The following is a 22,383-nucleotide window of genomic DNA, read 5'->3' as shown; positions in this document are numbered from 1 at the left end:
GGACCGGGCCGCGGCTAGCCGGCGCGGGCCGGCGCCGGCGGGGTCCGGAGGCCGCGCACTGCAACGTCGCCGACGACCGCGGGGATGATCGGGGTGGAGGTGACCTGGCCGGTGACCGGATCGGGTTCCAGGCCGAGCACGGTGCCGAGCACGGAGACCGCCGCCGCCGCCGACCAGGCCTGCGGGCGGCAGGCGGCCGGGTAGGGAACCGCGGCGGCAACCAGGGAGGACGCGTCGCCCGAGTGCAGTTCCGGCATGCGGTAGTCGAATGATTCGGCCGCCGCGAGCAGCCCCTCGATCAGGATGCCGGCCTCGGCACCGAAACCGGCGCGCCCCAGACCGGCGATCGCGATCGCGGTGTCGTGGGTCCACACCGAGCCGCCGTGGTAGCTCAGCGGCCAGTAGCCGACGGAGTCCGTCGACATCGTGCGGAGACCGTAGCCGGAGTTCAACTCCGGAGACACGAGCCGGGCGGCCACGAGGGCGGACTCCTCCGCGGAGAGCAGCCCGGTTCCGAGCAGGTGGCCGATGTTGCTGGTCACGGTGTCGACCGGGCGCTTGAAGGCGTCGAGGGCGACGGCCGGGTAGCGGCCGGCGGGCGCGTCGATCCAGAACGAGTCCCGGAACCGGGTCTGGAGCGCGGCCGCCCGGGCGCGCCAGGCGTCGCCGCCGGCCCTGCCGAAGGCGTCGAGCAGTTCGGCGCCGCCGATATAGGCCTCGTAGGCGTAGGCCTGCACCTCGCAGAGGGCGATCGGTCCATCGGCGAGGCTGCCGTCGCGCCACTGGATCGAGTCGCCGGAGTCCTTCCAGCCCTGGTTCGCGAGGCCGTGGCCGGTGATGTCGACGTATTCGAGGAAGCCGTCGCCGTCGCTGTCGCCGAAGTCGCGCATCCAGCCGAGGGCAGCTTCGAGGGCAGGCAGCAGAGCCTCGACTTCTTCGGTGGCCAAACCCCAACGGTAGGCGTCGCGCAGCAGGCAGATCCAGAGCGGGGTGGCGTCGACGGTGCCGTAGTACAGCGGCGGCAGCGACAGGCTCTCGCCGGGCATCGAGTACACATCGGGGCGCAGTTCGTGCATGATCTTGCCGGGCTGTTCCGCGGTCTCGGCGTCGCTCTTGGTGCCCTGCAGCTGCGCGAGCAGGCGCAGCGTGGAGCCCGCGATCTCGGTGCCGAGCGGCAGCAGGAAGCGCGCCGCCCACAGGGAATCCCGGCCGAACAGGGTGAAGAACCAGGGGGCGCCGGCGGCCAGGAACGGCTCGGCCGGACTCGTCGTGGTGGCCATCCGCAGACCGGTCAGGTCGTCGAGCGCACGTGCCACCCAACGTCCGAGACGCTCATCGCCGGAGCGCACCGACACCCCGGACCACTCAGGCAGCCCCGATGCGGCCTGCACCACGGTGGCCGCGTGCGCGATCTCGACGGTCCACTCCACGGTGACGCTGCTTTTCGCGGGCACGGTGACCGACCAGGTGCCGGTGACCTCGGTGTCAGCCTCGGCGGTCGAGCCGGTCAGCACCCCGTCGTCGCTCACCCCCACCAGCGCCGCCACGGTGTCGGTCGACAGACGGATGCCCCCGCTCGCCTCCGTCACAACGACATCCGGTGCCGCGGGCAGGTCCACGCCCCCGAAAGCGTCGCGCTCGGCGGCACCCGCGAGGCCGGCCTTCACGGTCTGCATATCGGCGAAATCGGGCGTCAGGCGCACGGACACTGTCGTGTCGACAGCCTGCTCGAGTCCCGAGATGATCTCGATCCGTTCGGTCAGGCGCCCCGCGGTGACCGTGCGGGTGACTTCGAGCCGCAGCCGGGGGTCGGCGGTGCGGTCGTCGAGGTGGCGGAGCAGCGACGTGAAGGTGACCTCTCCCGCGCCGCGCTGGGCGTGTCCGATCGCTTCGCCGGTCCGGCCGCCGATCAGCAGGGACCAGCCGGAGAGGATCCGGGTGTCCGCGTGGTACAAGCCGTGGATGGGTTTGTCGGTCTGCCCGTCGGACCGCGACCACGCCTGGGTCGGGGCCGCCAGAACGATGGCGGAGTCATGGAGCAGAGGCTGAACGGGGTGAGAGAACATGAGCGAGGTACGACTCCAGAGGGGGTTGTGGTGCGGATCTGCAGAAGGAACAGAAGGAATGGAAGTAGAGAAGGGATGGAAGTAGAGAAGGGATGGAAGTAGAGAAGAAACAGAAGGAACAGAAGGAACGGAAGGAACAGAAGGAACGGAAGTAGCGAGGGAACGGAAGGAAAAGGGTGGAGAGAAGGACTACTCCTTCACCGCCCCATCGGTGGTGTTCATGATGCGTTTCTGGAAGATGAAGAACATCACCGCGACCGGGATGGTCATGATCGCCGCCGCGGCCAGCTTGAGTGGGTATTGCGTGCCCTGGCTGAGCTGCCCGGAGGCCAGTGACGCCACGCCCTTGGTCAGCGTCGTCAGCTCGGGGGACTGCGTGGCCACGATGAAGTGGGACAGCTCGTTCCAGGACCCTTGGAACGACAGGATGATGATGGTCACCAGGGCCGGCCGGGCCATCGGCAGAACGATCGACCAGAACACCCGGAAGGTGCTGGCCCCGTCGATGCGTGCCTGCTCCTCCACACTCGCCGGAATCGACTCGAAGAAGTTTTTCATGATGAAGACGCCCGCGGCATCCGTGAGCAGCGGCACGATCATTGCAACGTAGGTGTCGTAGATGCCGAGCTGGTTGATCACCAGGAACTTCGGGATCAGGAGCACGACCCCGGGCACGCTCATCACGGCGATGAGCAGCGCGAAGATCACGGTGCGGCCCCGGAAGTGCAGCCGCGCGAGGGCGTAACCGGCCAGGGAATTGAAGAAGACGCGGCCGAGGGTGACGAAGACGGTGACGATGGCGGAGTTCTGGAACCAGACCGGGAAGTCCGAGTTGAGGAACAACCTCTCGTACGCGGCCGTGGACCAGGTCTGCGGCAGCAGCGACATGGGATTGCTGGCGGCATCGCCATCCGTTTTGAAGGAGGTGGCGACCTGAATCAGAAACGGGGCGATGTAGATGATCGCCAGCACGACCAGGATCGCGTACAGCAGTGACCGGCCGGCGATCGCGCGGGTCGGCAACTGTTCCCGGCCCAGGGCGCGCAGGCGTCGGGAGGGAGAGACGGTGCGCTCGCGGGTTCTCACCGTGGTGCTCATTTCGAACCTCCGGATGTCGGGCTCTGCAGATACGGACGCATCCGCCGGTTGGAGACCTTGCGTTCGGCGAGCAGAGCGCGCTGGAACAGCGTGAAGGCCACGATGATGACGAACAGGATGAAAGCGATCGCGGCGCCCTGGCCCCAGGCCTGGTTGGTGAAAGCGGCCTGATAGGAGAGATAGGCCGGAGTGAGCGTGGTCTTGCCTGGTCCACCCTGCGTGCCGGTATAGATCTGGTCGAAGACCTGCCAGGCACCGATCAGGCCGAGGGTGAGCACGGTGAAGAGGGTCGGTCGCAGCTGGGGGAGGGTGACCCGCCAGAACCGCTGCCAGCCGTTGGCGCCGTCCATCATGGCGGCCTCGACGACGTCGCCGCTGAGGTTCTGTAACGCGGCGATGAACAGCAGCATGAACGTGCCGCTGGTGGTGAACACGGCCATCAGGATGAAGGCGCTCATGGCCACGGATGGCCCGGCGAGCCACTCCCAGAAAGAGATTCCGAGGAACGTGTTGCCCGTGAGCGCGGCCGGGCCGGTCTCGACGCCGAACGCTCCGAGGATGTTGTGCAGCACGCCGCTGGGGTCGTTGAACCAGTTCGGTCCGTTGACGCCGATGAACGCCAGCAGTTTGTTGACGGCGCCGCTGGCGCTGAACAGGAACAGCCAGAGCACCGTGATGGCCACCGAGCTGGTCACCGACGGGAAATAGAACGCGGTGCGGAAGAAGCCGCGGCCGCGCAGGATCTGCCGGTTGACCAGCACGGCCAGCAGCAGCGACAGCATGGTCTGGGTCGGCACGACCAGGAGGACGTACCAGGCGTTGTTACGCAGCGCTGTGCCGAAGTCCTGTTCGGCCAGGCCGCCGCCGCCGACCAGGGCGGAGTAGTTGTCGAGGCCCACGAACGACACTGTGCCGCTGAAGGGGCTGCCGCGGCCGTTCCAGTCGGAGAAGCTGACCCAGAGGGCCATCAGCACCGGGATGACCAGGAACAAGCCGAGCAGGATGATCATCGGGGCGGTGAAGAGCCACCCCGAGGCGGTCTCGCCGCCCCGGATATTCGAGCGGCGAGCCGTGCGTGCAGGCGTCGACATCGTGGACTACTTCAGCAGTGCTTCGAGGTTCTTCTGCACGGAATCGAGAATCGCTTGCGCGTCCCCGGTCTTCAGCGACTCGAGCTGGGCGTTCAGGTCGCTCGTGACATCCGCGGCGCCCTGCACGTTGGGCACGCCCTTGGCGTAGTCGGCGCCGTCGAGGAAGGCCACCAGGGTGGGGTTGGCGCTCTTCCAGTCTTCGGCGGCCGACTTGATCGAGGGCATCGGGCCGAATTCTTCCGAGAAGGTGAGCTGGGCATCCTTGCTGGTGAGCTGTTCGACGAGCTCGAGCGCGCCGGCCTGGTTGGGGCTGTCGGCGGCGATTCCCCAGCAGTTGGTGAACTGCAGGGTGCCCTGGCCCTCCGGGCCTGCAGGCAGCTCGGCGACCGTGTAGTTGACGTCGGGGAAGTCGCTCTTCATCGCGCCCGTGATCCAGTTGCCCTCAATGGTCATGGCCGAGAGCTGCTTGCCGAACGCCTCGCCACCCCACCCGGCACCGATTTCGCTGGCGTAGCTCATTACCCCGTCGTTCAGGAGGGTCTGCGCGTATTCGAGGCCCGCGACGTTCTCCGCGCTGTTCGCGGTGACCTCGGTGTTGTCTTCGCTCATCAGGCTGCCGCCGGCCTGGGCCATGAACGCGCCCAGACGGGCGTATTCGCCGCCGAGGGCGAGTCCGACCTGGCTGTCGGTCGTGAGCGTCTTGCTGACGGCCGCGAGCTCGTCCCAGGTGGTGGGGATGTCGGCATCCGTCAGCCCGGCCTGAGCCCAGAGGTCGTCGTTGATGATCAGACCCAGGGTCGAGAAGTCCTTCGGCGCGCAGTAGAAGTCGCCCTCGTACGTGAAGGAACTGACCAGGCTCGGGTAGAAGTCGTCCTTGTTGGCCAGATCGTCGCCGTAGGCCAGGAGCGAGCCGTTCGAGGCATAGCCGGCGAGCGCATCCGTCGACAGGTAGAAGACGTCGGCGGGCTTCTGGGCCGCGAAGCCCTGGGCGAGCTGCTGGTTGAGGTCGCTGGCGACGCTGACCTTGGCGTCGGTGCCAGAGGTCTCGGACCAGGCGGCCACGGCGGCGTTGACGGAGGCGGTCTCGGCGTCGCCGCTGGAACCGATCAGAATGTTGAGCCCCTGGGTGGAATCGCTCGTGAGCTCTCCGCCCGAATCGGCGGTGTCGCCGCCGAAGCCGGATCCGGAACCGCACGCGCTGAGGGTGAGGGCGCCGGCCACGGCGAGCCCGGTTCCGATCAGCCAGCGGGAGTTGCGTCGTTGCATCTTGTTTCTCCTTGAGTCGCGCATCGATGCGCGTTTGCTTGTGTAACGGTCACGATAGCTGAATTCATTTGATCGATCAAACTTTTTTTTGATCGATCTAATCACCGTGTTTCCGCGATCCGTCGAGACACGGTATTCTGTGCAGAACAATATTTGATCGTTCAATTCACGGGGGCAGGCGCGTCCGACAAGGGCGTGGGGCAGGAGCGGCGATGGGTGGGTTCCCCACGGTGACGGATGTCGCGCTCGCGGCCGGCGTCTCCAGGCAGACCGTCTCGAATGTGATGAATTCGCCCGGCATCGTGCGCACCGACACCCGCCAGCGGGTCGAGGCTGCCATCGCCGAACTCGGGTACCGGCCGCACGCCTCCGCCCGCCGGCTGCGCACGCGGCGCAGCTCGACCATCGGCATCCGGCTGGACCCGGTGATCGACGGCATCTCCGGTTCGGTGCTCGACCGGTTTCTGCACGCCGTGACCGAGCAGGCCGACGCCCAGGGGCTGCGGGTGCTGCTGTTCACGGCCACGAGCCCCGAAGACGAGATCATCCAGTTCCGGCGCCTGAACGACGGCGCGGATGTCGATGGTTTCGTGCTCACGTCGACGTTCGCCGGCGACCCACGCACCCGATGGCTGATCGAGAACGGCATCTCCTTCGTCACCTTCGGGCGGCCGTGGGGAGTCGACGATATGAACGACCCGCAGCACCTGTGGGTGGATGTGGATGGCTGGTCCGGCCTGCACGCCGCCACGCGGACACAGCAGGAGACCGGAGCCCGGCGCATCGCCTACATCGGCTGGCCCAGCCCGTCGGGCACCGGCGATGACCGCCGACGAGGCTGGTACGACGCGATGATCGAACGCGGCGACGTCTCGGAGCGGGACTTGGCCGAGCTGGAGATCGTCACCACTGACGGCGTCAGCCAGGGCACCGCGGCCATGCAGCAGTTGCGGCAGAACGCCGGCCAGATCGATGCCGTGCTCTGCGCGAGCGACTCGCTCGCCCTCGGGGCGATGATCGCGAACCCCGAGCGTGTGCCCGTCACCGGCTACGACAACACCCCCATCGCCGCCGCGATCGGGCTTTCCAGCGTCGACCAAGCAGTGGACGAGGTGGCCGCCGGAGTGCTCGAACTGCTCACCGGCGAGTTCGGCGGCAAGGTGCACGGAGCCCCCGAGTCGGCCGAACCCCGGCACCGGATGGTCACGCCCCGGCTGGTCGTGCGCGAGTTCGCCGCCATCCCGATGGACGTGCCGCGGTAGCCGCTAGCATGGCGCCATGACTCTCCCCGAGGTTGTCGGACTCCCTGCTTCTATCGGTGTCCCCGTCCCTCTCGCTTTCGCCCTGCCCGACGCGTGGAACCTCGCCGGTCGTACGGCCCTGGTCACCGGGGCCGGCAGCGCCTCCGGGATCGGATTCGCCGCGGCACGGATGCTGGGTGAGCTCGGTGCACACGTCGTGCTCACCGCCACGACCGAACGCGTGCATGAGCGAGCGGCTGAGCTGACGGAACGGGGCATCGCGGCATCCGGCATCGTCTGCACCCTCCACGCCGAGGCCGGCGCGCTGGTGCTCGCCGACTCCCTCGCGACCGCCGGGCTGGCGCCCACGATTCTGGTGAACAACGCGGGCATGGTCGCGGTCGGCGATGCCGAGATGCTGCACGGCGACGTGAGCACCACGTTGCCGGACGAGTGGGACCGCGGCCTCGCGATCAACCTATCGACCGCCTTCCACGCCACGCGCACCGTGATCGGCTTCATGCACGCGGCGGCCTGGGGGCGCATCGTCACAGTGTCCAGCGTGTCTGGGCCGGTGATGGCGTCGCGCGGGGACCTGACGTATGCGGCCGCGAAGGCTGGTCTGGCCGGGCTCACCCGAGCGCTCGCCGTGGATGAGGCCTGGCTCGGCATCACCGCCAACGCGGTCGCACCGGGCTGGATCGAGACCGGGTCGCAGCTGGAGAGCGAGGCAGTCGAGGGCGCGCTCGTGCCCGTCGGGCGCAGCGGCACGGCTGCCGAGGTGGCCTCCGTGATCGCCTGGCTGGCCTCGCCCGGCGCGTCATACGTCACCGGCCAGACGATCGTCGTCGACGGCGGTAACAGCGTGGCGGAGGAGCGCCGGTAGCGGCGGCCGGTCCGGCAGCCGGCCCGGCAGCCGGTAGCGGCGGCCGGTGCGGCGGCCGGTGCGGCAGCCGGTGCGGCAGCCGGTGCGGCAGCCGGTGCAGTTGAATAGACGGGTGACTTCTGCACTGATCGACCGGCTTCGCGCCGACCTCGCCGCCGCCAACTTCTCGGTCTCGGCCCTCACTGGCCTGTGGGGGATCGAAGCGGATGCCGCGTTGCGCCGCAACCAGCGGGTCCCGGCGCTTCGGGGGCTGGAAGGTCTCCGGGAGAGGCTCGGGCACGCCGAACCCTGCGCCACACTGGCTCGCCTGTTCGTGCTCGGCCTGCCCGTCGACCGAGCGGATCTCGATGTCGCCCTCCCCGCGCTGGGTGCCGCCGGGGCCGAGGAGCTCGGCCTCGCGGTATCCGTCGACGCCGGTGTCGACGCCGATGTCCTTCCGGGTGTCGGCCCTGTTGCATCCGGTGCATCCGGTGCGGCCGGAACCCTCCGCCCGCTCCTCGAACTGCGGCCCTACAGCTTCGTCGACGCGCATGGCGCCGGAAGCTGGTGGATCGTGTCCGACCTGGGAGAGTTCGCACTCGGCCACCCGCTCGGCGAAAGCCATGTGCTCGGGGTGGGTGGGGCATCCCTCACATTGACCGGGCTCCTGATCCCGACCCCGGTGGCCAGCGCCCTCGACCTGGGCACCGGATGCGGAATCCAGGCCATGCACGCGTCCCGGCACGCCGACCGGGTGGTAGCCACCGACATCTCGGTGCGAGCCCTGGAGCTTGCCGCGCTCAACGCCGAGCTGAACGAGATCGGGAATATCGAGTTTCGCCTCGGGAGCCTGTTCGAACCGGTCGCGGGGGAGCGCTTCGACCACATCATCTCCAACCCTCCGTTCGTGATCACCCCGCGTGTGCCGGGTGTGCCGGCCTACGAATACCGCGACGGCGGCCTGGTCGGCGACGCGCTCGTCGAGGCGGTCGTGCGCGGCGCTGCCGAACATCTCACCCCCGGCGGCGTCGCCCAGCTGCTCGGGAACTGGGAGTACCACGCCGGCCAGGATGCCTTCGAGCGTCTGGCCGCCTGGCTCGCCGCCCCCGTCACCCCTGTCACCCCTGTCACCCCTGTCACCTCTGTCGCATCCCCTGCATCGCCAGCTTCCGTCCCGCTGCGCCCTGACGAATTCGACGGAGATTTTGCCCCAAACAGCCCGAATTCGGCGCGTTTGGCCCCTCTGGGAGCTGAATCTCCGTCGAATTCGCATACGCCCGGGGCGGAAGGTGCCGCCGGGGCCGAGGGTGCCGCGAGGGCCGGTGCCGAGGGTGCGCACGGGGGCCAGCAGGAGACCGTGCAGGCCACGGATGCCGCCGCACTCGACGCCTGGATCATCGAACGCGAGGTGCAGGCCCCCACGCTCTACGCCGAGACGTGGATCCGCGACGGCGGCACCCGCTCCGACACCGCCGACTTCGACCGCCTCTACGGGGCCTGGCTCGACGACTTCGCGGCGCGCGGCGTGAGTCAGGTCGGCTTCGGCTACATGCTGCTGCGCCGCCCGGCCGCCGGCACCCCCACCTTCCGTCGGCTCGAACGCCTCCCCGGCACCCTCGGCCACAATCCAGGAGGCATGGGCAGCCATCTTGCCGCTTGCCTCGCCGCCCACGACTGGCACGCGGCGACGGATGACGCCCGCCTCGCCCGCGCGCGGCTCGCCGTCGCATCCGATGTCACCGAGGTACGGCACTACTGGCCCGGCCAGGAGGACCCCACCCTGATGACGCTGCACCAGGGCACCGGCTTCGGCCGGTTGATCGCGCTGGACACCGGCCTCGCCGCCCTGGTCGGCGCCTCTGACGGTGAGCTCGACGTCGGCTCGATCGTCGCTGCGCTGGCCCAACTGCTCGACGTCGATGAGCGCGAACTCGCCGCGGACCTGCTCCCGCGCGTGCGGGAGCTGCTCGAGGACGGCTTCCTGCAGCATCGGCTCGCCTGACGTGCTGTGTGCTGCCATCGTCTGCTGCCAGCCACGTGCTGTGAGCTGACGCACTGACGAGGACCCCGCCCGCCACCAACGCACGCTAGACCGCCACCAGCGCACGCTAGACCGCCACCGCGTCACCGGCGAACGCAAACTCGGAGATTTTCGCGAAACGCCGTATTTCAGGGTGGGATGCCGCGTGTCGCGACAATCTCCGAAGTAACGTGCGCAGACCCCACTCCACCCCCACCCGACCGGCCACTTCACCCGGCTCTGCGGTAGCTTGGTCGTACTGCCCGGCCCGCTCGGAGAGGAGGACGTCGGCGCCATACCTGGCGCCGAGACAGCGATGAAACGACGAACCTTTCTGCTCGGCTCAGTCTCCGGCCTGGGCCTGGTCGCGCTCACCGCGTGCGTGACGCCGACTCCGCGGCCCTCGGCATCCGTCACGCCGAAGCCGACGTCGACACCCTCGCTCGTCCCGAAGCCGGCGGCCATGCGCCGCACATCCTGGTCGGCCGACCCGTTCGCCCGCGGCTCCTTCAGTTACCCCGCGGTGGGCGCCACGCCCGAGCAGCGCGCCGCGCTCGGCCAGCCCGTCGACGACCGCCTCTTCTTCGCCGGTGAGGCCACCTCCACCGACGCGCCGGGCACGGTGCAGGGCGCCCGCGATTCAGGGAAGCGCGCCGCCCGCGACGTGCTCGCAGCGGCGAGCCTGGGGGAGCGCATCGCCGTGATCGGCGCCGGAATCGCCGGACTCACCGCGGCCCGAGACCTGCAGGACGCCGGCTTCGACGTGTTCCTGGTCGAGGCCCGCGACCGCATCGGCGGCCGCATCGACACCGTCACCGACAAGGACTGGCCATTCCCGATCGAGCTCGGCGCGGCTTTCGTCCGGCGCACCGGCCAGACCACCCTCGACGAGGACCTCACCGACCGCGGCGTCGCCACGGCCCCCTTCACCGATCCGCCGGAGGCCCGCACCGCGGCCGGCACGGTCGTGGAGGTGCCCGACACCGGCGCGCAGGCGGTCGCCACGGCGCTGGCCTGGGCCGCCGAGCAGCCCACCGACGTGTCCATCGCGCAGTCCCTCGCCGATTCGGGGGCCTCCAAGCTCTCGACGACGGATGCCGACACCGGCGTTTCCGACGCCGACTGGCTCGACTACCAGATCACGGTGGTGCTCGACCCACTGGCAGGGGGCCCCGTTCCGGAGCAGTCCTCCTGGTACTCGGACGCCAACCCTCAGGCCGACCCTGACACCGATCCCGGCGAGGATCGTATCGTGCTGGGCGGCTTCGCCACCCTGCTTACCGACCTCAGCGACGGCATCGACATGCTCGGGTCGAGCGTGGTCACCAAAATCGCCTACAGCGAAGCCGGCACCAGCCTCCGGCTCGGCACCGGCGAGTCGCTCTCCGCCGACCGGGTCGTCGTCACCGTGCCGCTGGGGGTTCTGAAGACCAAAGTGATGGAGTTCGACCCGCCGCTGCCCTTCACGCACCGCGGTGCCATCTCGGCCCTGGGCATGGGCACGCTCGACAAGATCTGGCTGCAATTCGACAAGCCGTTCTGGGACACGGATGCCCCGCTCTGGTCCACGGTCGGCGGCGACGACGACTTCCGCGTCTGGATCAACATGGTTCCGCTCACCGGCGAACCGGTGCTGGTGGGCCTGGTTGCGGCGGAGACCGCTCTGCGCCTCGCGGAGGTCGACGACGACGAGTTCCTCGCCGCCGCCTTGAGCAGCCTCGAGCCGTTCTACTCGGCCGTGCCGACCGACAACCCGACCACGGAGTAGGTCCGCACCACGCCGCTCCCCGAATCCCGGGCCGGCGCCTCGCGATTGTCCACCCGTCTTAATTCTGAGATTCGTGGTGTACTCACCTGCCAACGTCCAGTCGATGAATTCTGGCTCCCACTCGGGGCACGTTCTCATGCAGTCGCAGCCCGTCGTGGTGCAGCGCTCAGAGGTCCAGTCGTTACCCGGACTGGCCCTGCCGACGGATTCCTGACGGGTGGATGCCCCCGTTCCAGGCCGGGCTCGTTCCGCCGGCCATCCCAGTGCGGTCGTCACCGGGATGCACCACCCTCGCCCGCGACTGCTCCACTTTTCTGCTTGACCGTGCGATTGCTGTGCTCCCCATGGATATCCTCCTCGACATCGACATCGACATCGACATCGACATCGACATCGACCGCGAATCCGTCGTCCTTCTGGACGTCGACCCTGACCTGCCCTGTGAAGGCACTCACCACATTCGTGGCCTGAACGGGCACCAACCCACCGCCCCCGGTGCCTACCTGGCGGTCTCGCCGTGCTGCGGCACCAAGGTCGTGCATTGCACACCCCGGGTCCTCGCGATGCGGGCATCCGGGGTGCTCCACTGCGGCGCCTGCCGGGGCGGGCACCTGACCAGCGAATACACCTTCACGCCGCTGTAGGTTCGCGCCCCTGCGCCCGCGGGGGCAGCCGCGACGTGGCCGTGAGTACGGCGGCGATCGCGGTGAAGAGCAGCAGCGCGACCAGGCAGTAGATCACGGTCTCGAGCGGGCCGCGCACCTGCACCGGGTCGAGGAAGAAATACGGGTACCACCCCACGATCGACCCGCGGATGAGCGTGAACACTCCCCAGATCGAGGGCACCACGAGAACCCAGACCAGGATTTTCCAGGGCAGGCGGGCCTTGCCGGCATCCGTCAGCCAGTCAAGGAGTGCGATCGTGGGAATCCAGAAGTGCAGCAACTGGCTCGACCAGGGCACCTCGATCGTGTAGTCCAGCGAGGAGGACTGGATGACGATGGTCAGGAATACGATCCCGGAGACGGTGATGTAGGTCGTCACAAGCAACCGGAACCAGTTCAGCCAGGGTGGGTCGGTCGTGTGCCGAAATGCGACGAATGCGGCAGCGGCGAAGGCGACGATCGCGGCCATACCGCTCTGCACGGTGAAATAGCTGAAGTAGTTGTAGATCTGAAACGTGGCGAAACCGAGCACGTAATCGAAGTAGCCGGCGAGGGCCACCACGCCCAGGCCGGCGAGGAGCAGGCGGCCGATGCCGAACCCGCGGCGCACGGTGTGCACGGGCTGCGTCCGAGAAGTTCGGGCGAGGGCCCGGCGTACGGGTGCCGCAGTGAGTGCGCGCACGCCCGATCTCGTCGCCGCCGAGTGAACGCGCTTCGGGGGGTCCGTCCGAGCGGGATCGGCAGCTCGCGCGCACATGCTCCCACGCTACGCCAGCCGGTCGGGTGCCCGCTGACCTCGGTATCAACCGGATGCCGCCGCTCAGCCGGCCGTTCCGCTCAGAAGCCGATCTGGAACCCGGTCTCGCCGAGCGGCGGAATCGTGGTGACCTCGACCGCCTCGACCCGGGCCGACGGCGGGCCGTGCTGCAGCCACGAGAGCATCACCCAGACGGTTGCCGCGTCGCCCTCCAGCTCGACCTCCACCGCACCGTCCCCGCGGTTGCGCACATGACCCGCGAGCCCGAGTCGGCGCGCCTCGGTCTGGGTGTAGTAGCGGAACCCGACTCCCTGCACCACCCCGCGCACGACAACCTGCTTGCGAACCATGCTTCCAGTGTGCCCCGCCGCAGGCGAGCCCGCATCCATCGTTCACCCGACCCGTTCACCAACCCGCGCTGTGGCTAACTCAGGAGATCCAGCGCGGGCATCCGTCGTGCACCGAAAATCCCACGGAAACACGCGGATGCCCCTAACCGGCCCGAGCATTCTCCTGAGTTAGCCACGCGGTGTGGGGGTTAGCCACGCGGGGTGGGGGTTAGCCACGCGGGGTGGGGGTTGGCCACGCGCGGTGGGGGAGACGCGCAGCCGGAGTGCTCCGGCCAGCCCGAAGCCAGATGCTGCCGCCATGGCCCTGCACCGCCAACCCCCGATTCAGGCGGAGTCACGCCAGACGATCGGAGTCTCGAGCAGGATGCCCTCGGCCGGCTGCTCCTCGCCGCGCAACTGGCCCAGCACGCACTCGGCCGCCCGCTCACCGAGGCCGAAGGCGGGCTGGTGCACGGTGGACAGGTGCGGCTGGGTGCGCAGCGCCCAGGAGCTGTCGTCGAAGCCGACGATGCCGACGTCTCCGGGAATGGTGCGCCCGGCATGGCGCAGAGCCTCCATGGCTCCGGCCGCGACCGCGTCGGAGGCGGCGAACACGCCGTCGATCAGCGGGTCACGCTGAAGCAGCGCACGCATGCCGAGGGCCCCGTCGGTGAAGGTGTACAGCGGAACGCGGGCCACGAGAGCCGGGTCGAAGCGGTCGCCGAGGGCATCCGTGAAGCCGGCCAGACGGTCGGCGCCGGAGTCGCGGTCGAGCGCGGCGGCAATCATGCCGATGCGCGTGCGGCCGGTCTGCATGAGGCGTTCGGTGATGGCGCGCGCCGACGCCCGGTTGTCGATGCCCACGAAGGGAAGCTGGCGCAGGTCGGGCGGATGTCCCACAAAGGCGGCCGGAAGGCGCAGCTTCTCGATCACCCGGGTGATCGGGTCTTCCTGGCGAGCGGAGACGATGACGACCCCGTCGACGAAACCGCCGCTGAGGTAGCGGGCGACGCGCTCGGTGTCGCGCTGGGAGTCGATGACCAGGCTGACCATCTGGTAGTCGGCGCGGGAGAGCACGGTGTTGGCGCCGAGTAGGATTCCGCCGATGTTGGGGTCGTCCAGGAACAGGGAGTGCGGCTCGTGCACGATGAAACCGACGGCCTCCGAGCGCTGCATGACCAGGCTTCGGGCTGCGTTGTTCGGCACATAGCCGACCTTCTCGATGGCCGCCTCGATGGCGATGCGGGCCGACGCCGAGACGTAGGGCTCGTCGTTCACGACCCGGCTGACCGTGCCGCGGGAGACTCCGGCTTCCACGGCGACGTCGTGGATCGTCGCGCGTTTGCGTCGAGACGGGATTGTCACCATTCGATAACTGTAACGCTCCCGCACACACTCCGCGCTTGACACGACCGCCGGGAGATACATACTCTGTGTACGTTCACAGAAAACCCAACGGAGCGTTTTTCTCCCGACTCTGTGCACGTTCACAGAACAGTTAGCACAGAGTCGTCACCACGGTGTCGTCACCACGAAGTGCACGCCACAGTCAGGGAGCACATGAACTCGCGAGCAGCCACTTCGAACGGTGCGGCCCCGGCCCACCCGTTCGTGCACGAGGGCATCGCCTACGGCTGTGACTACAACCCGGAGCAGTGGGGTCCCGAGACCTGGGCCGAGGACGTGCGCCTCATGCGCGAGGCCGGCGTCGACCTGGTGGCCATCAACATCTTCGGCTGGTCGCACCTCGAGCCGCGTGCGGGCGAGTACGACTTCGACACCCTCGACACGATCATCGAGCTGCTCCACGCCAACGGGATCCGGGTCAACCTCGGCACCGGCACCTCGTCGCCGCCGCCGTGGCTGACCACACTTCACCCCGAGATCCTTCCGGTCGCCGACGACGGCACGACCCGTTTCCCCGGCGGTCGCCAGGCCTGGTGCCCGAGCTCGGCCGTGTTCCGTGAGCACGCGCTGGCCCTGGTCGAAAAGGTCGCCGAGCGGTACGGCCACCACCCGGCCATCGCCCTCTGGCACGTGTCCAACGAATTGGGCTGCCACAACGCGCTCTGTTACTGCGACGACACCGCCGCCGCGTTCCGTCTCTGGCTTCAGGCGCGTTACGGCACCATCGATGCTCTCAACGCAGCCTGGGGTACCTCCTTCTGGAGCCAGCGGTACGGCCAGTGGGCCGAGATCCTCACCCCGCGGCTCACGCTGTCCAGCCACAACCCCGGCCAGGTGCTCGACTTCCACCGGTTCAGCTCCGCCGAACTGCTCGACTACTATCGGCGCGAGAGCGCGGTGCTGCGCCGCCACTCGAACGTGGCCGTGACCACCAACTTCATGGTCACCGCGCACATCCGCAACCTCGACTACTGGTCCTGGGCCGGCGACATGGACATCGTCGCCAACGACCACTACCTCGACCACCGCCTCGCCGACCCGGCCACCGAGCTCGCCTTCGCCGCGGACCTCACCCGCGGGCTCGCCCAGGGTGAGCCCTGGCTCCTGATGGAACAGGCCGCCGGTGCCGTCAACTGGCAGCCGCACAACCTGGCCAAGGCGCCCGGCGAAATGACCCGCAACTCCCTCGCCCACGTCGCCCGCGGTGCGGACGGCGTCTGCTTCTTCCAGTGGCGCGCCTCCCCGCAGGGGTCGGAGAAATTCCACTCCGCCCTGGTGCCCCACGCCGGCACCGACACCGTGCTCTGGCGCGAGGTCGTGGCCCTGGGCGCAACCCTGGATCGTCTTGCCGAGGTCACCGGCAGCCGGGTCGTCGCGGATGCCGCGATCATCTTCAGCTGGGAATCCTGGTGGGCAGGCGACGGCGAATCCCGTCCGTCCCACGCTGTGCGCTACCTCGACCAGGTGCACGCCGCCTACGCGGCCCTGCACGAACTCGGCGTCACGGTCGACATCGTCTCCCCGGATGCCGACCTCTCGGGCTACCGCCTCGTCGTCGTCCCGTGCCTCTACCTGGTCTCGGACGCGCAGGCCGAGAATCTCAACGCCTACGTCGCCGCCGGCGGCCACGCCCTGATCACCTTCTTCAGCGGCATCGTCGACGTAGACGACCGGGTGCGCACCGGCGGTTACCCCGGCGCGTTCCGCGAGATCCTCGGCATCACGGTGGAGGAGTTCTCTCCGCTGCTGCCCGGCCACGTTCTCGCTCTCGACACCGGCGCCGCCGCGAGCCTGTGGAGCGAACGCCTGCGCGTCGACACCGCCGAGGTGATCGCGAGCTACATCGACGGGCCGCTGCCCGGCATCCCCGCCATCACCCGCAACCGGCACGGAGGCGGCACCGCCTGGTACGTCGCCACCGCGCTGGAGGCCGGCGCCCTGCGGGACGTCCTGCGCAGGATCGCCCAGGAGGCTCGGGTCACCGCGGTCGGCCCGGAGCGCACCGGAGCCATCGAGGTCGTGCGCCGCGTGAGCTCCACCCACAGCTATCTGTTCATCATCAACCACGGTTCGGGCGACGTCGAGCTTCCGGCCGCCGGCCACGAGCTCGTCACCGACGAACCCGTCGGTCGAATCGTGCGCGTGCCGGCCGGAGCCGTCCGCGTGATTAGAGAGGACCCCTCATCATGAGCGCACCTGCCGTTCCCCTGACGGATGCCCCGGGCAGCGCTGCCCGAAAGAGACCCCGCGCCGCCAAGCCAGCCAAGGCCCCCGGAGCGAAGCCTCGCGTGCAGCACACGGGCGCGATCCTTGCGTTCGTGCTGCCGTTCGGTACCCTGTTCGCCCTGTTCTACCTCGTCCCGATCGGCTACGCGATCTACCAGTCACTGCTCGTGATCGAGCGCGAGGGCACCTTCGGCCAGGCCACCGAGGTCTTCGGCGGACTGACCCAGTACATCCTGGTGTTCCAGAATGGGCCGTTCTGGGAGTCGATCACCCGGGTGCTCGCCTTCGGCGCCGTGCAGGTTCCGATCATGCTCGGTCTCGCGCTGCTGTTCGCCCTGTTGCTGGACTCGCCGCTCGTGCGCGGCAAGAGATTCTTCCGGCTGGCGTTCTTCGTCCCCTACGCGGTCCCCGGCGTCATCGCCGCGATCATGTGGGGCTACCTCTACTCACCCAATCTGTCGCCGTTTCGCGCCGTCACCGAGAACATCAACTTTCTCTCGGCCGACCTCGTGCTCTGGGCCATCGCCAACGTCGTCACCTGGGTGTTCGTGGGCTATAACATGCTCATCATCTACTCCGCGCTGCTGGCGATCCCGACCGAACTCTACGAGGCCGCCCGCCTCGACGGCGCCGGCCAGCTGCGCATCGCCTGGTCGGTCAAGATTCCGCTGATCATGCCGGCGATCATCCTGACCGCCATTTTCTCGATCATCGGCACCCTGCAGCTGCTCGCCGAACCGCAGGTCTTCCGCAGCTTCAGCTCGGCCGTGACCAGCACGTTCACCCCGAACCTGACGGTGTACTCCACCTCGTCGATCCCGAACTTCAACCTGGCCGCCGCGTTCTCCGTTGTGCTGGCCCTGGCCACGTTCATCCTCTCCTTCACGTTCCTGAAGTTCACGCAGCGTAAGGAAGCCAAGTGAGCACCCTGACCCCCGCCAAGCCGGCTCGCGGCATCCGTTCAACCGAGGCGAAGGCACCGCGCGCCCAGCGCGAGAGCCCGTTCGCCCGGATCAGCGCCATGGTCGTCATGGGCGTCTTCACGATCTACTTCCTGGTGCCGATCTGGTGGCTGCTGGTCGCGGCCTCGAAGAACCGATCCCAGTTCAACAGCACGAACCCGCTCTGGTTCGCCGACTTCTCCCTGTTCGAGAACATCGGAAACCTGGTAGCCTACCGCGACGGCGTCTACCTCAAGTGGATGCTCAACAGCGCGCTGTACGCCGGTGGCGGTGCCCTCGTGGGCACGATCATCGCCGGAATGTGCGGGTACGCACTGGCCAAGTACAACTTCCCGGGACGCGAACTGATCTTCAACGTCGTGCTCGGCGGGGTGCTCGTACCCGCCACGGCGCTGGCTCTGCCGCTGTTCCTGATCTTCAGCCAGATCAGCCTGACCAACACGTTCTGGTCGGTGTTCCTGCCCAGCCTGGTCAGCCCGTTCGGGGTCTACCTCTCCCGCATCTACGCGTCGGCCAGCGTTCCCGACGAACTGATCGAGGCCGCCCGCCTCGACGGCGCCGGCGAACTGCGCACCTTCTTCACGGTCTCGGTGCGGATGATGGTGCCGGCCCTGGTCACCGTCTTCCTCTTCCAGTTCGTCGCCATCTGGAACAACTTTTTCCTGCCGCTGATCATGCTGCGCGACGAGACCCTGTTCCCGGTCACGCTCGGCCTCTACGCCTGGAACTCGCAGGTCAACCAGATCCCCGTGCTGCGCGATTACGTTCTGATCGGCGCCCTGCTGTCGATCATCCCGCTGATCATCATCTTCCTGCTGCTCCAGCGCTTCTGGCGAAACGGCCTCAGCGCCGGTTCGGTGAAGTAGCCGGCCTCACCCGCCCCTTAGCTGCACCACCCCCACCCCCAAGAGAAAAGAAGAACAATGCAGATCAAGAAGAGAGCAGCCGCCGTCGCCTTGCTCACCGCAGCCACGGTCGTTCTGACCGGCTGTGCGTCGGGCTCGAGCACGTCCGGCGGTGGCGACGCCGCCGCCTGCGAACCCTCCGAGGGCAAGGTCGACCTCACGTTCACCACCTGGATCCCCGGGATGGAAGACGTCGCCGCAGTCTGGAATGAGGAGAACCCCGACGTTCAGGTAAAGGTGCAGACCGGCCCGAACGGCAACGGCGGCACGTACCAGAACTTCTTCAACCAGCTCAAGGCCGGCAACGCGCCCGACCTCGGCCAGATCGAATACGACGCCCTCCCGAACTTCCGCGTGCAGGACGGCCTGATGGACCTCGCCGCCTGTGAGGGTGTTCTCGACGCCAAGGACGACTTCGTGGACTGGACCTGGGGACAGGTCAACTTCGGTGAAGAAGACGCAGCCTACGCGGTGCCGCAGGACGCCGGGCCCATGGCGATGTTCTACCGTGCCGACCTCTTCGCCGCCAACAACATCGCGATCCCGACCACCTGGGAAGAATTCGCGGTTGCCGCCGAAGCCGTGCGCGCCACCGGCGGCTACATCACCAACTTCTCGCAGAGTGACATCAACCAGTTCGCCGGATTCGTCTGGCAGGCCGGGGGAAGCTGGTTCGAGAACGACGGCGAGAACTGGACCATCGACCTGACCAGCCCCGAGTCGGTCAAGGTCGCCGACTACTGGCAGGACCTGATCGACCGCGACCTCGTCTCGACCAACCCGCCGTGGACCGACGAGTGGAACAACGCCTACAACACCGGATCCAACTGGACCTGGAACTCCGCAGCCTGGGGTGCGAACTCCATCGCCAGCGGCGCTCCGGACACCGCCGGCAACTGGTCCGTCGCCCTCTCCCCGCAGTGGGCTGCCGGCGAGAACGCCGCCGGCAACTGGGGTGGCTCGTCCACCGCAGTCTTCAAGGGCTCCGAGCACCCCTACGAGGCGGCCCAGTTCGCGCTGTGGCTGAACACCTCTGACGAGGCGCTCACGATGCTGAACAAGTCGGCCAACCTGTACCCGGCCGCCAAGAGCGGCCTCGAACTGCCGGCCCTCAAGGAAGGCGTCGAGTTCTACGGCGGCCAGGCCATCTACGACGTGTTCGCCGAGGCATCCGATCACGTCTCGCCCGACTTCATCTGGGGCCCGACCATGACACAGGTCTACAACGACACCTCCGACGGCTTCAAGGGTGCCGTCACCGGTAGCGGAACTCTGACGGATGCTCTCACGAGCGCCCAGCAGAGCACGATCGACGCTCTCGAGGCTCAGTCGATCCCGGTCACCAAGTAACATCAGCTCCACTGTGTCGATTCCCTACCTCCGTGCCGCGGGCACCAGCCTTGTGCTGGATGCCCGCGGCACGGGCGTGCCCGTCATCGTGCACTGGGGTGCCGACCTGGGTGACCTGAACGGTGAACTGCTGGAAACGCTGGCCGACGCATCCGTGCCGGCCATCTCGCCGAGTTCGATCGACGTGCCCCTGCGGCTCTCGCTACTGCCCACCCTCGCGGCAGGCTGGAGCGGGCGTCCGGGCGTGAGCGGGTTCCGGCCCGGTGGGCGCGGCGGCGTGGCCCTCGATCTGCGCCTCACCGAGGTTCAGTCGGGCGGTGTGCGGGCGGGCGTGCCGTCTGCCTCCGGCCGCACGCTGCCCGGCACACAGGCCCTGACGATCTTTCTGACGGATGCCGCGGCCCGGGTGACCGTGCGCACCGACCTCGAACTCTCGGTCGAGGGTGTGCTGCGACTGCGCCACACCCTCACCAACACCGGTGACGACCCTGCCTCCGCACCCTTCGAGCTTGGCTCGCTCGACGTCATCCTGCCGGTGCCCGACCGCGCCGGGGAACTGCTTGACTTCACCGGGCTGTGGACCCACGAGCGTCGGCCGCAGCGCAGTACGCTCGGCCACGGCGTGTGGAGCCGGGAGTCCCGTCACGGCCGCCCCGGCCACGACGACTCCTATCTGATGGCGGCCGGAACGCCCGGGTTCGGCTTCCGCACCGGCGAGGTATGGGCCACCCACTTGGCCTGGAGCGGCGACAAACACGTCTGGGCCGAGAACAGCGCGCTGGGCTACTCGGCGCTCGGCAGCGGCGAGCTGCTGGCTCCCGGCGAGCTGAGAGTGGCCCCCGGTGCGAGCCACACCACCCCGTGGACGGTGGCCGTGTACTCGGCTGCCGGGCTGGACGGGCTCTCGGCGCGGCTGCATCCGTGGGTCCGTTCCTGGTCGACCATCACCGGGCACCGCCCGGTCGTGCTGAACACCTGGGAGGCCGTGTACTTTGACCATGACCTGACGACCCTGGCCCGCCTGGCCGACGCGGCGGCCGTGGTCGGGGTGGAGCGCTTCGTGCTCGACGACGGCTGGTTCACCGGCCGCTCGGACGACCGGCGGGCCCTCGGAGACTGGTTCGTCGACCCCGTTACCTGGCCCGGCGGATTGCACCCGCTGATCGAGCATGTGCACGCGGCCGGCATGGACTTCGGTCTCTGGGTCGAACCCGAAATGGTCAGCGCCGACTCGGACGTCGCCCGCGCGCACCCGGAGTGGGTGCTCGGCGGGGTGGACGCGGCTGGTGTCGGTGGTTCTGGGGCCGGTATTGGTTCGGCATCCGTCGGTGTTTCGTCGCCGGCGCTGACCTGGCGGTTCCAGCGCGTGCTCGACCTCGGCAACCCGGATGCCTTCGGCTGGGTGTTCGCCCGCCTCACCGCCCTGCTCAACGAGTACCCCATCGCCTACCTGAAGTGGGACCACAATCGCGACCTGCTGGCCGGCTCCGCCCACCGGCAGACGGTGGCGCTGTACCGGCTTATCGATGCCGTGCGTGCCGAGCACCCGGGCGTCGAGATCGAGTCCTGCGCGTCGGGGGGAGCCCGGGTCGATCTCGGAATTCTCGAGCGCGTCGATCGGGTCTGGACCAGCGACACCAACGACCCGCTCGAGCGGCAGCAGATCCAGCGGTACTCGAGCGTGCTCCTACCGCCGGAGTACCTCGGCGGGCATCTCGGCGCGGCCACCGCACACACCACCGGGCGCACCTCCGAGCTCAGTTTTCGGCTGGCGACCGCCCTGTTCGGCAGCGCCGGCATCGAGTGGGACCTGACCCGCGCGAACGAGTCCGAGCGGGTGCAGATCGCCACCTGGATCGCCCGCTACAAGCAGCTGCGGCCGCTGCTGCACTCCGGTGTCGTCGTTCGGGCCGACCCCAGCGACCCGGCCCTCGAGCTGCACGGTGTCGTCTCGCCCGACCAGAACTCGGCCCTGTTCGCCCAGGTGGCGCTCGCCGCCCCGCGCGCGGCACTGCCGGAGCGGATGCGGTTCCCCGGTCTCGCGCCCGAGCGGCTCTACCGGGTGGCACCGCTTTCGCTCGGCGCGCCCCCGCGCACGATCCAGGATGCCCCGCCGGCCTGGCTGGCGGAGCGAGGCTCGTCCGGTGCCGCCGGTGCTTTTGGTACCGATGGTTCAGTGACGCTGACCGGGGCTGTGCTCGCTCTCGTCGGGCTGCCCGCGCCGCTGCTCGCCCCGGAGCAGGCCGCGCTCTTCACCGTCGACGCGGTCGACGGCCGCCGCTGAGCAGTCACCGACCAGGCATCCGTCACCCGGGCCGAGCAGGTGGGCGGTGCAGGTCGTGGCAGGTTTCGCCCGGTTGCGGTCGG

Annotated in this window: 17 protein-coding genes; 10 read left to right on the top strand and 7 right to left on the bottom strand. The window is 68.5% G+C overall.

All coding sequences use genetic code 11. From position 1 onward, the window contains the following. Positions 1–14 precede the first annotated feature (14 nt). From E3T34_RS03225 to E3T34_RS03210, 4 genes are all read right to left on the bottom strand, one after another. A complete protein-coding gene (locus E3T34_RS03225) occupies positions 15–2,066 on the bottom strand; it encodes a glycogen debranching N-terminal domain-containing protein (protein ID WP_134342178.1) in 2,052 nt (683 codons plus the stop codon). Positions 2,067–2,255: 189 nt separating this feature from the next. Next, positions 2,256–3,164, bottom strand: a complete 909-nt coding sequence (locus tag E3T34_RS03220) for a carbohydrate ABC transporter permease (protein WP_134342177.1) — start codon at positions 3,162–3,164, stop codon at positions 2,256–2,258. Continuing rightward, entirely contained in the window at positions 3,161–4,255 is a 1,095-nt protein-coding gene (locus E3T34_RS03215; protein ID WP_104099333.1) for a carbohydrate ABC transporter permease, read from the bottom strand. Before E3T34_RS03215 ends, E3T34_RS03220 begins: the two co-directional genes overlap by 4 nt. Before the next feature lie 6 nt (positions 4,256–4,261). Next, on the bottom strand, positions 4,262–5,521 hold the full coding sequence (locus E3T34_RS03210; RefSeq protein ID WP_134342176.1) for an extracellular solute-binding protein: 1,260 nt from the start codon (positions 5,519–5,521) through the stop codon (positions 4,262–4,264). A gap of 212 nt (positions 5,522–5,733) precedes the next feature. Between E3T34_RS03210 and E3T34_RS03205 the strand changes: the two genes are divergently transcribed. From E3T34_RS03205 to E3T34_RS03185, 5 genes are all read left to right on the top strand, one after another. Continuing rightward, positions 5,734–6,783 (top strand): LacI family DNA-binding transcriptional regulator, encoded by a 1,050-nt coding sequence (locus E3T34_RS03205; protein WP_104099335.1) that lies wholly within the window; start codon positions 5,734–5,736, stop codon positions 6,781–6,783. A 16-nt stretch (positions 6,784–6,799) separates the two neighbouring features. Next, the gene (locus E3T34_RS03200; RefSeq protein ID WP_104099336.1) at positions 6,800–7,648 is read left to right on the top strand and encodes an SDR family NAD(P)-dependent oxidoreductase; all 849 of its coding nucleotides are present in this window, start codon (positions 6,800–6,802) and stop codon (positions 7,646–7,648) included. A gap of 112 nt (positions 7,649–7,760) precedes the next feature. Further along, positions 7,761–9,629 (top strand): methyltransferase, encoded by a 1,869-nt coding sequence (locus E3T34_RS16330; protein WP_241977325.1) that lies wholly within the window; start codon positions 7,761–7,763, stop codon positions 9,627–9,629. A 334-nt stretch (positions 9,630–9,963) separates the two neighbouring features. Further along, entirely contained in the window at positions 9,964–11,415 is a 1,452-nt protein-coding gene (locus E3T34_RS03190) for an NAD(P)/FAD-dependent oxidoreductase (protein WP_134342175.1), read from the top strand. Positions 11,416–11,636: 221 nt separating this feature from the next. After that, the gene (locus tag E3T34_RS03185; protein WP_134342174.1) at positions 11,637–12,059 is read left to right on the top strand and encodes a hypothetical protein; all 423 of its coding nucleotides are present in this window, start codon (positions 11,637–11,639) and stop codon (positions 12,057–12,059) included. On the opposite strand, the gene E3T34_RS03180 is transcribed toward E3T34_RS03185, so the two are convergent. The 3 genes from E3T34_RS03180 to E3T34_RS03170 form a co-directional block, all read right to left on the bottom strand. After that, positions 12,046–12,762 carry a Pr6Pr family membrane protein gene (locus tag E3T34_RS03180; RefSeq protein WP_134401116.1) on the bottom strand — a complete coding sequence of 239 codons (717 nt, stop codon included), beginning with the start codon at positions 12,760–12,762 and terminating at the stop codon, positions 12,046–12,048. The two genes, E3T34_RS03185 and E3T34_RS03180, sit on opposite strands and share 14 nt — an antisense overlap. A 155-nt stretch (positions 12,763–12,917) precedes the next feature. After that, entirely contained in the window at positions 12,918–13,187 is a 270-nt protein-coding gene (locus E3T34_RS03175; RefSeq protein WP_134342172.1) for an acylphosphatase, read from the bottom strand. A 324-nt stretch (positions 13,188–13,511) separates the two neighbouring features. Further along, entirely contained in the window at positions 13,512–14,534 is a 1,023-nt protein-coding gene (locus E3T34_RS03170; protein ID WP_104099341.1) for a LacI family DNA-binding transcriptional regulator, read from the bottom strand. Positions 14,535–14,726: 192 nt separating this feature from the next. Between E3T34_RS03170 and E3T34_RS03165 the strand changes: the two genes are divergently transcribed. From E3T34_RS03165 to E3T34_RS03145, 5 genes are all read left to right on the top strand, one after another. Next, a complete protein-coding gene (locus E3T34_RS03165) occupies positions 14,727–16,763 on the top strand; it encodes a beta-galactosidase (RefSeq protein WP_134342171.1) in 2,037 nt (678 codons plus the stop codon). After that, the gene (locus E3T34_RS03160) at positions 16,760–17,722 is read left to right on the top strand and encodes a carbohydrate ABC transporter permease (RefSeq protein WP_104099343.1); all 963 of its coding nucleotides are present in this window, start codon (positions 16,760–16,762) and stop codon (positions 17,720–17,722) included. Before E3T34_RS03165 ends, E3T34_RS03160 begins: the two co-directional genes overlap by 4 nt. A gap of 98 nt (positions 17,723–17,820) precedes the next feature. Further along, complete coding sequence (locus E3T34_RS03155; protein WP_104099356.1) at positions 17,821–18,627, top strand: carbohydrate ABC transporter permease; 807 nt, start codon at positions 17,821–17,823, stop codon at positions 18,625–18,627. A gap of 57 nt (positions 18,628–18,684) precedes the next feature. Continuing rightward, positions 18,685–20,016, top strand: a complete 1,332-nt coding sequence (locus tag E3T34_RS03150) for an extracellular solute-binding protein (RefSeq protein ID WP_104099344.1) — start codon at positions 18,685–18,687, stop codon at positions 20,014–20,016. Between the two features lie 13 nt (positions 20,017–20,029). After that, positions 20,030–22,300, top strand: coding sequence for an alpha-galactosidase (locus E3T34_RS03145; RefSeq protein WP_134342170.1), 2,271 nt, complete (start codon positions 20,030–20,032; stop codon positions 22,298–22,300). Positions 22,301–22,383 lie beyond the last annotated feature (83 nt).

Origin of the sequence: Cryobacterium sp. TMT1-62 (assembly GCF_004403145.1) — a bacterium.
Lineage (GTDB): Bacteria > Actinomycetota > Actinomycetes > Actinomycetales > Microbacteriaceae > Cryobacterium > Cryobacterium sandaracinum.
The sequence above is the reverse complement of the archived record's forward strand: the minus strand, read 5'-3'. Positions and strand labels throughout refer to the sequence as shown.

Bases quoted from the DNA above. Each gene is read 5' to 3' on its own strand.
- E3T34_RS03225 (WP_134342178.1), bottom strand. From the start codon at position 2,066: ATGTTCTCTCACCCCGTTCAGCCTCTGCTCCATGACTCCGCCATCGTT.
- E3T34_RS03220 (WP_134342177.1), bottom strand. From the start codon at position 3,164: ATGAGCACCACGGTGAGAACCCGCGAGCGCACCGTCTCTCCCTCCCGA.
- E3T34_RS03215 (WP_104099333.1), bottom strand. From the start codon at position 4,255: ATGTCGACGCCTGCACGCACGGCTCGCCGCTCGAATATCCGGGGCGGC.
- E3T34_RS03210 (WP_134342176.1), bottom strand. From the start codon at position 5,521: ATGCAACGACGCAACTCCCGCTGGCTGATCGGAACCGGGCTCGCCGTG.
- E3T34_RS03205 (WP_104099335.1), top strand. From the start codon at position 5,734: ATGGGTGGGTTCCCCACGGTGACGGATGTCGCGCTCGCGGCCGGCGTC.
- E3T34_RS03200 (WP_104099336.1), top strand. From the start codon at position 6,800: ATGACTCTCCCCGAGGTTGTCGGACTCCCTGCTTCTATCGGTGTCCCC.
- E3T34_RS03190 (WP_134342175.1), top strand. From the start codon at position 9,964: ATGAAACGACGAACCTTTCTGCTCGGCTCAGTCTCCGGCCTGGGCCTG.
- E3T34_RS03185 (WP_134342174.1), top strand. From the start codon at position 11,637: ATGCCCCCGTTCCAGGCCGGGCTCGTTCCGCCGGCCATCCCAGTGCGG.
- E3T34_RS03175 (WP_134342172.1), bottom strand. From the start codon at position 13,187: ATGGTTCGCAAGCAGGTTGTCGTGCGCGGGGTGGTGCAGGGAGTCGGG.
- E3T34_RS03170 (WP_104099341.1), bottom strand. From the start codon at position 14,534: ATGGTGACAATCCCGTCTCGACGCAAACGCGCGACGATCCACGACGTC.
- E3T34_RS03165 (WP_134342171.1), top strand. From the start codon at position 14,727: ATGAACTCGCGAGCAGCCACTTCGAACGGTGCGGCCCCGGCCCACCCG.
- E3T34_RS03160 (WP_104099343.1), top strand. From the start codon at position 16,760: ATGAGCGCACCTGCCGTTCCCCTGACGGATGCCCCGGGCAGCGCTGCC.
- E3T34_RS03155 (WP_104099356.1), top strand. From the start codon at position 17,821: ATGGTCGTCATGGGCGTCTTCACGATCTACTTCCTGGTGCCGATCTGG.
- E3T34_RS03150 (WP_104099344.1), top strand. From the start codon at position 18,685: ATGCAGATCAAGAAGAGAGCAGCCGCCGTCGCCTTGCTCACCGCAGCC.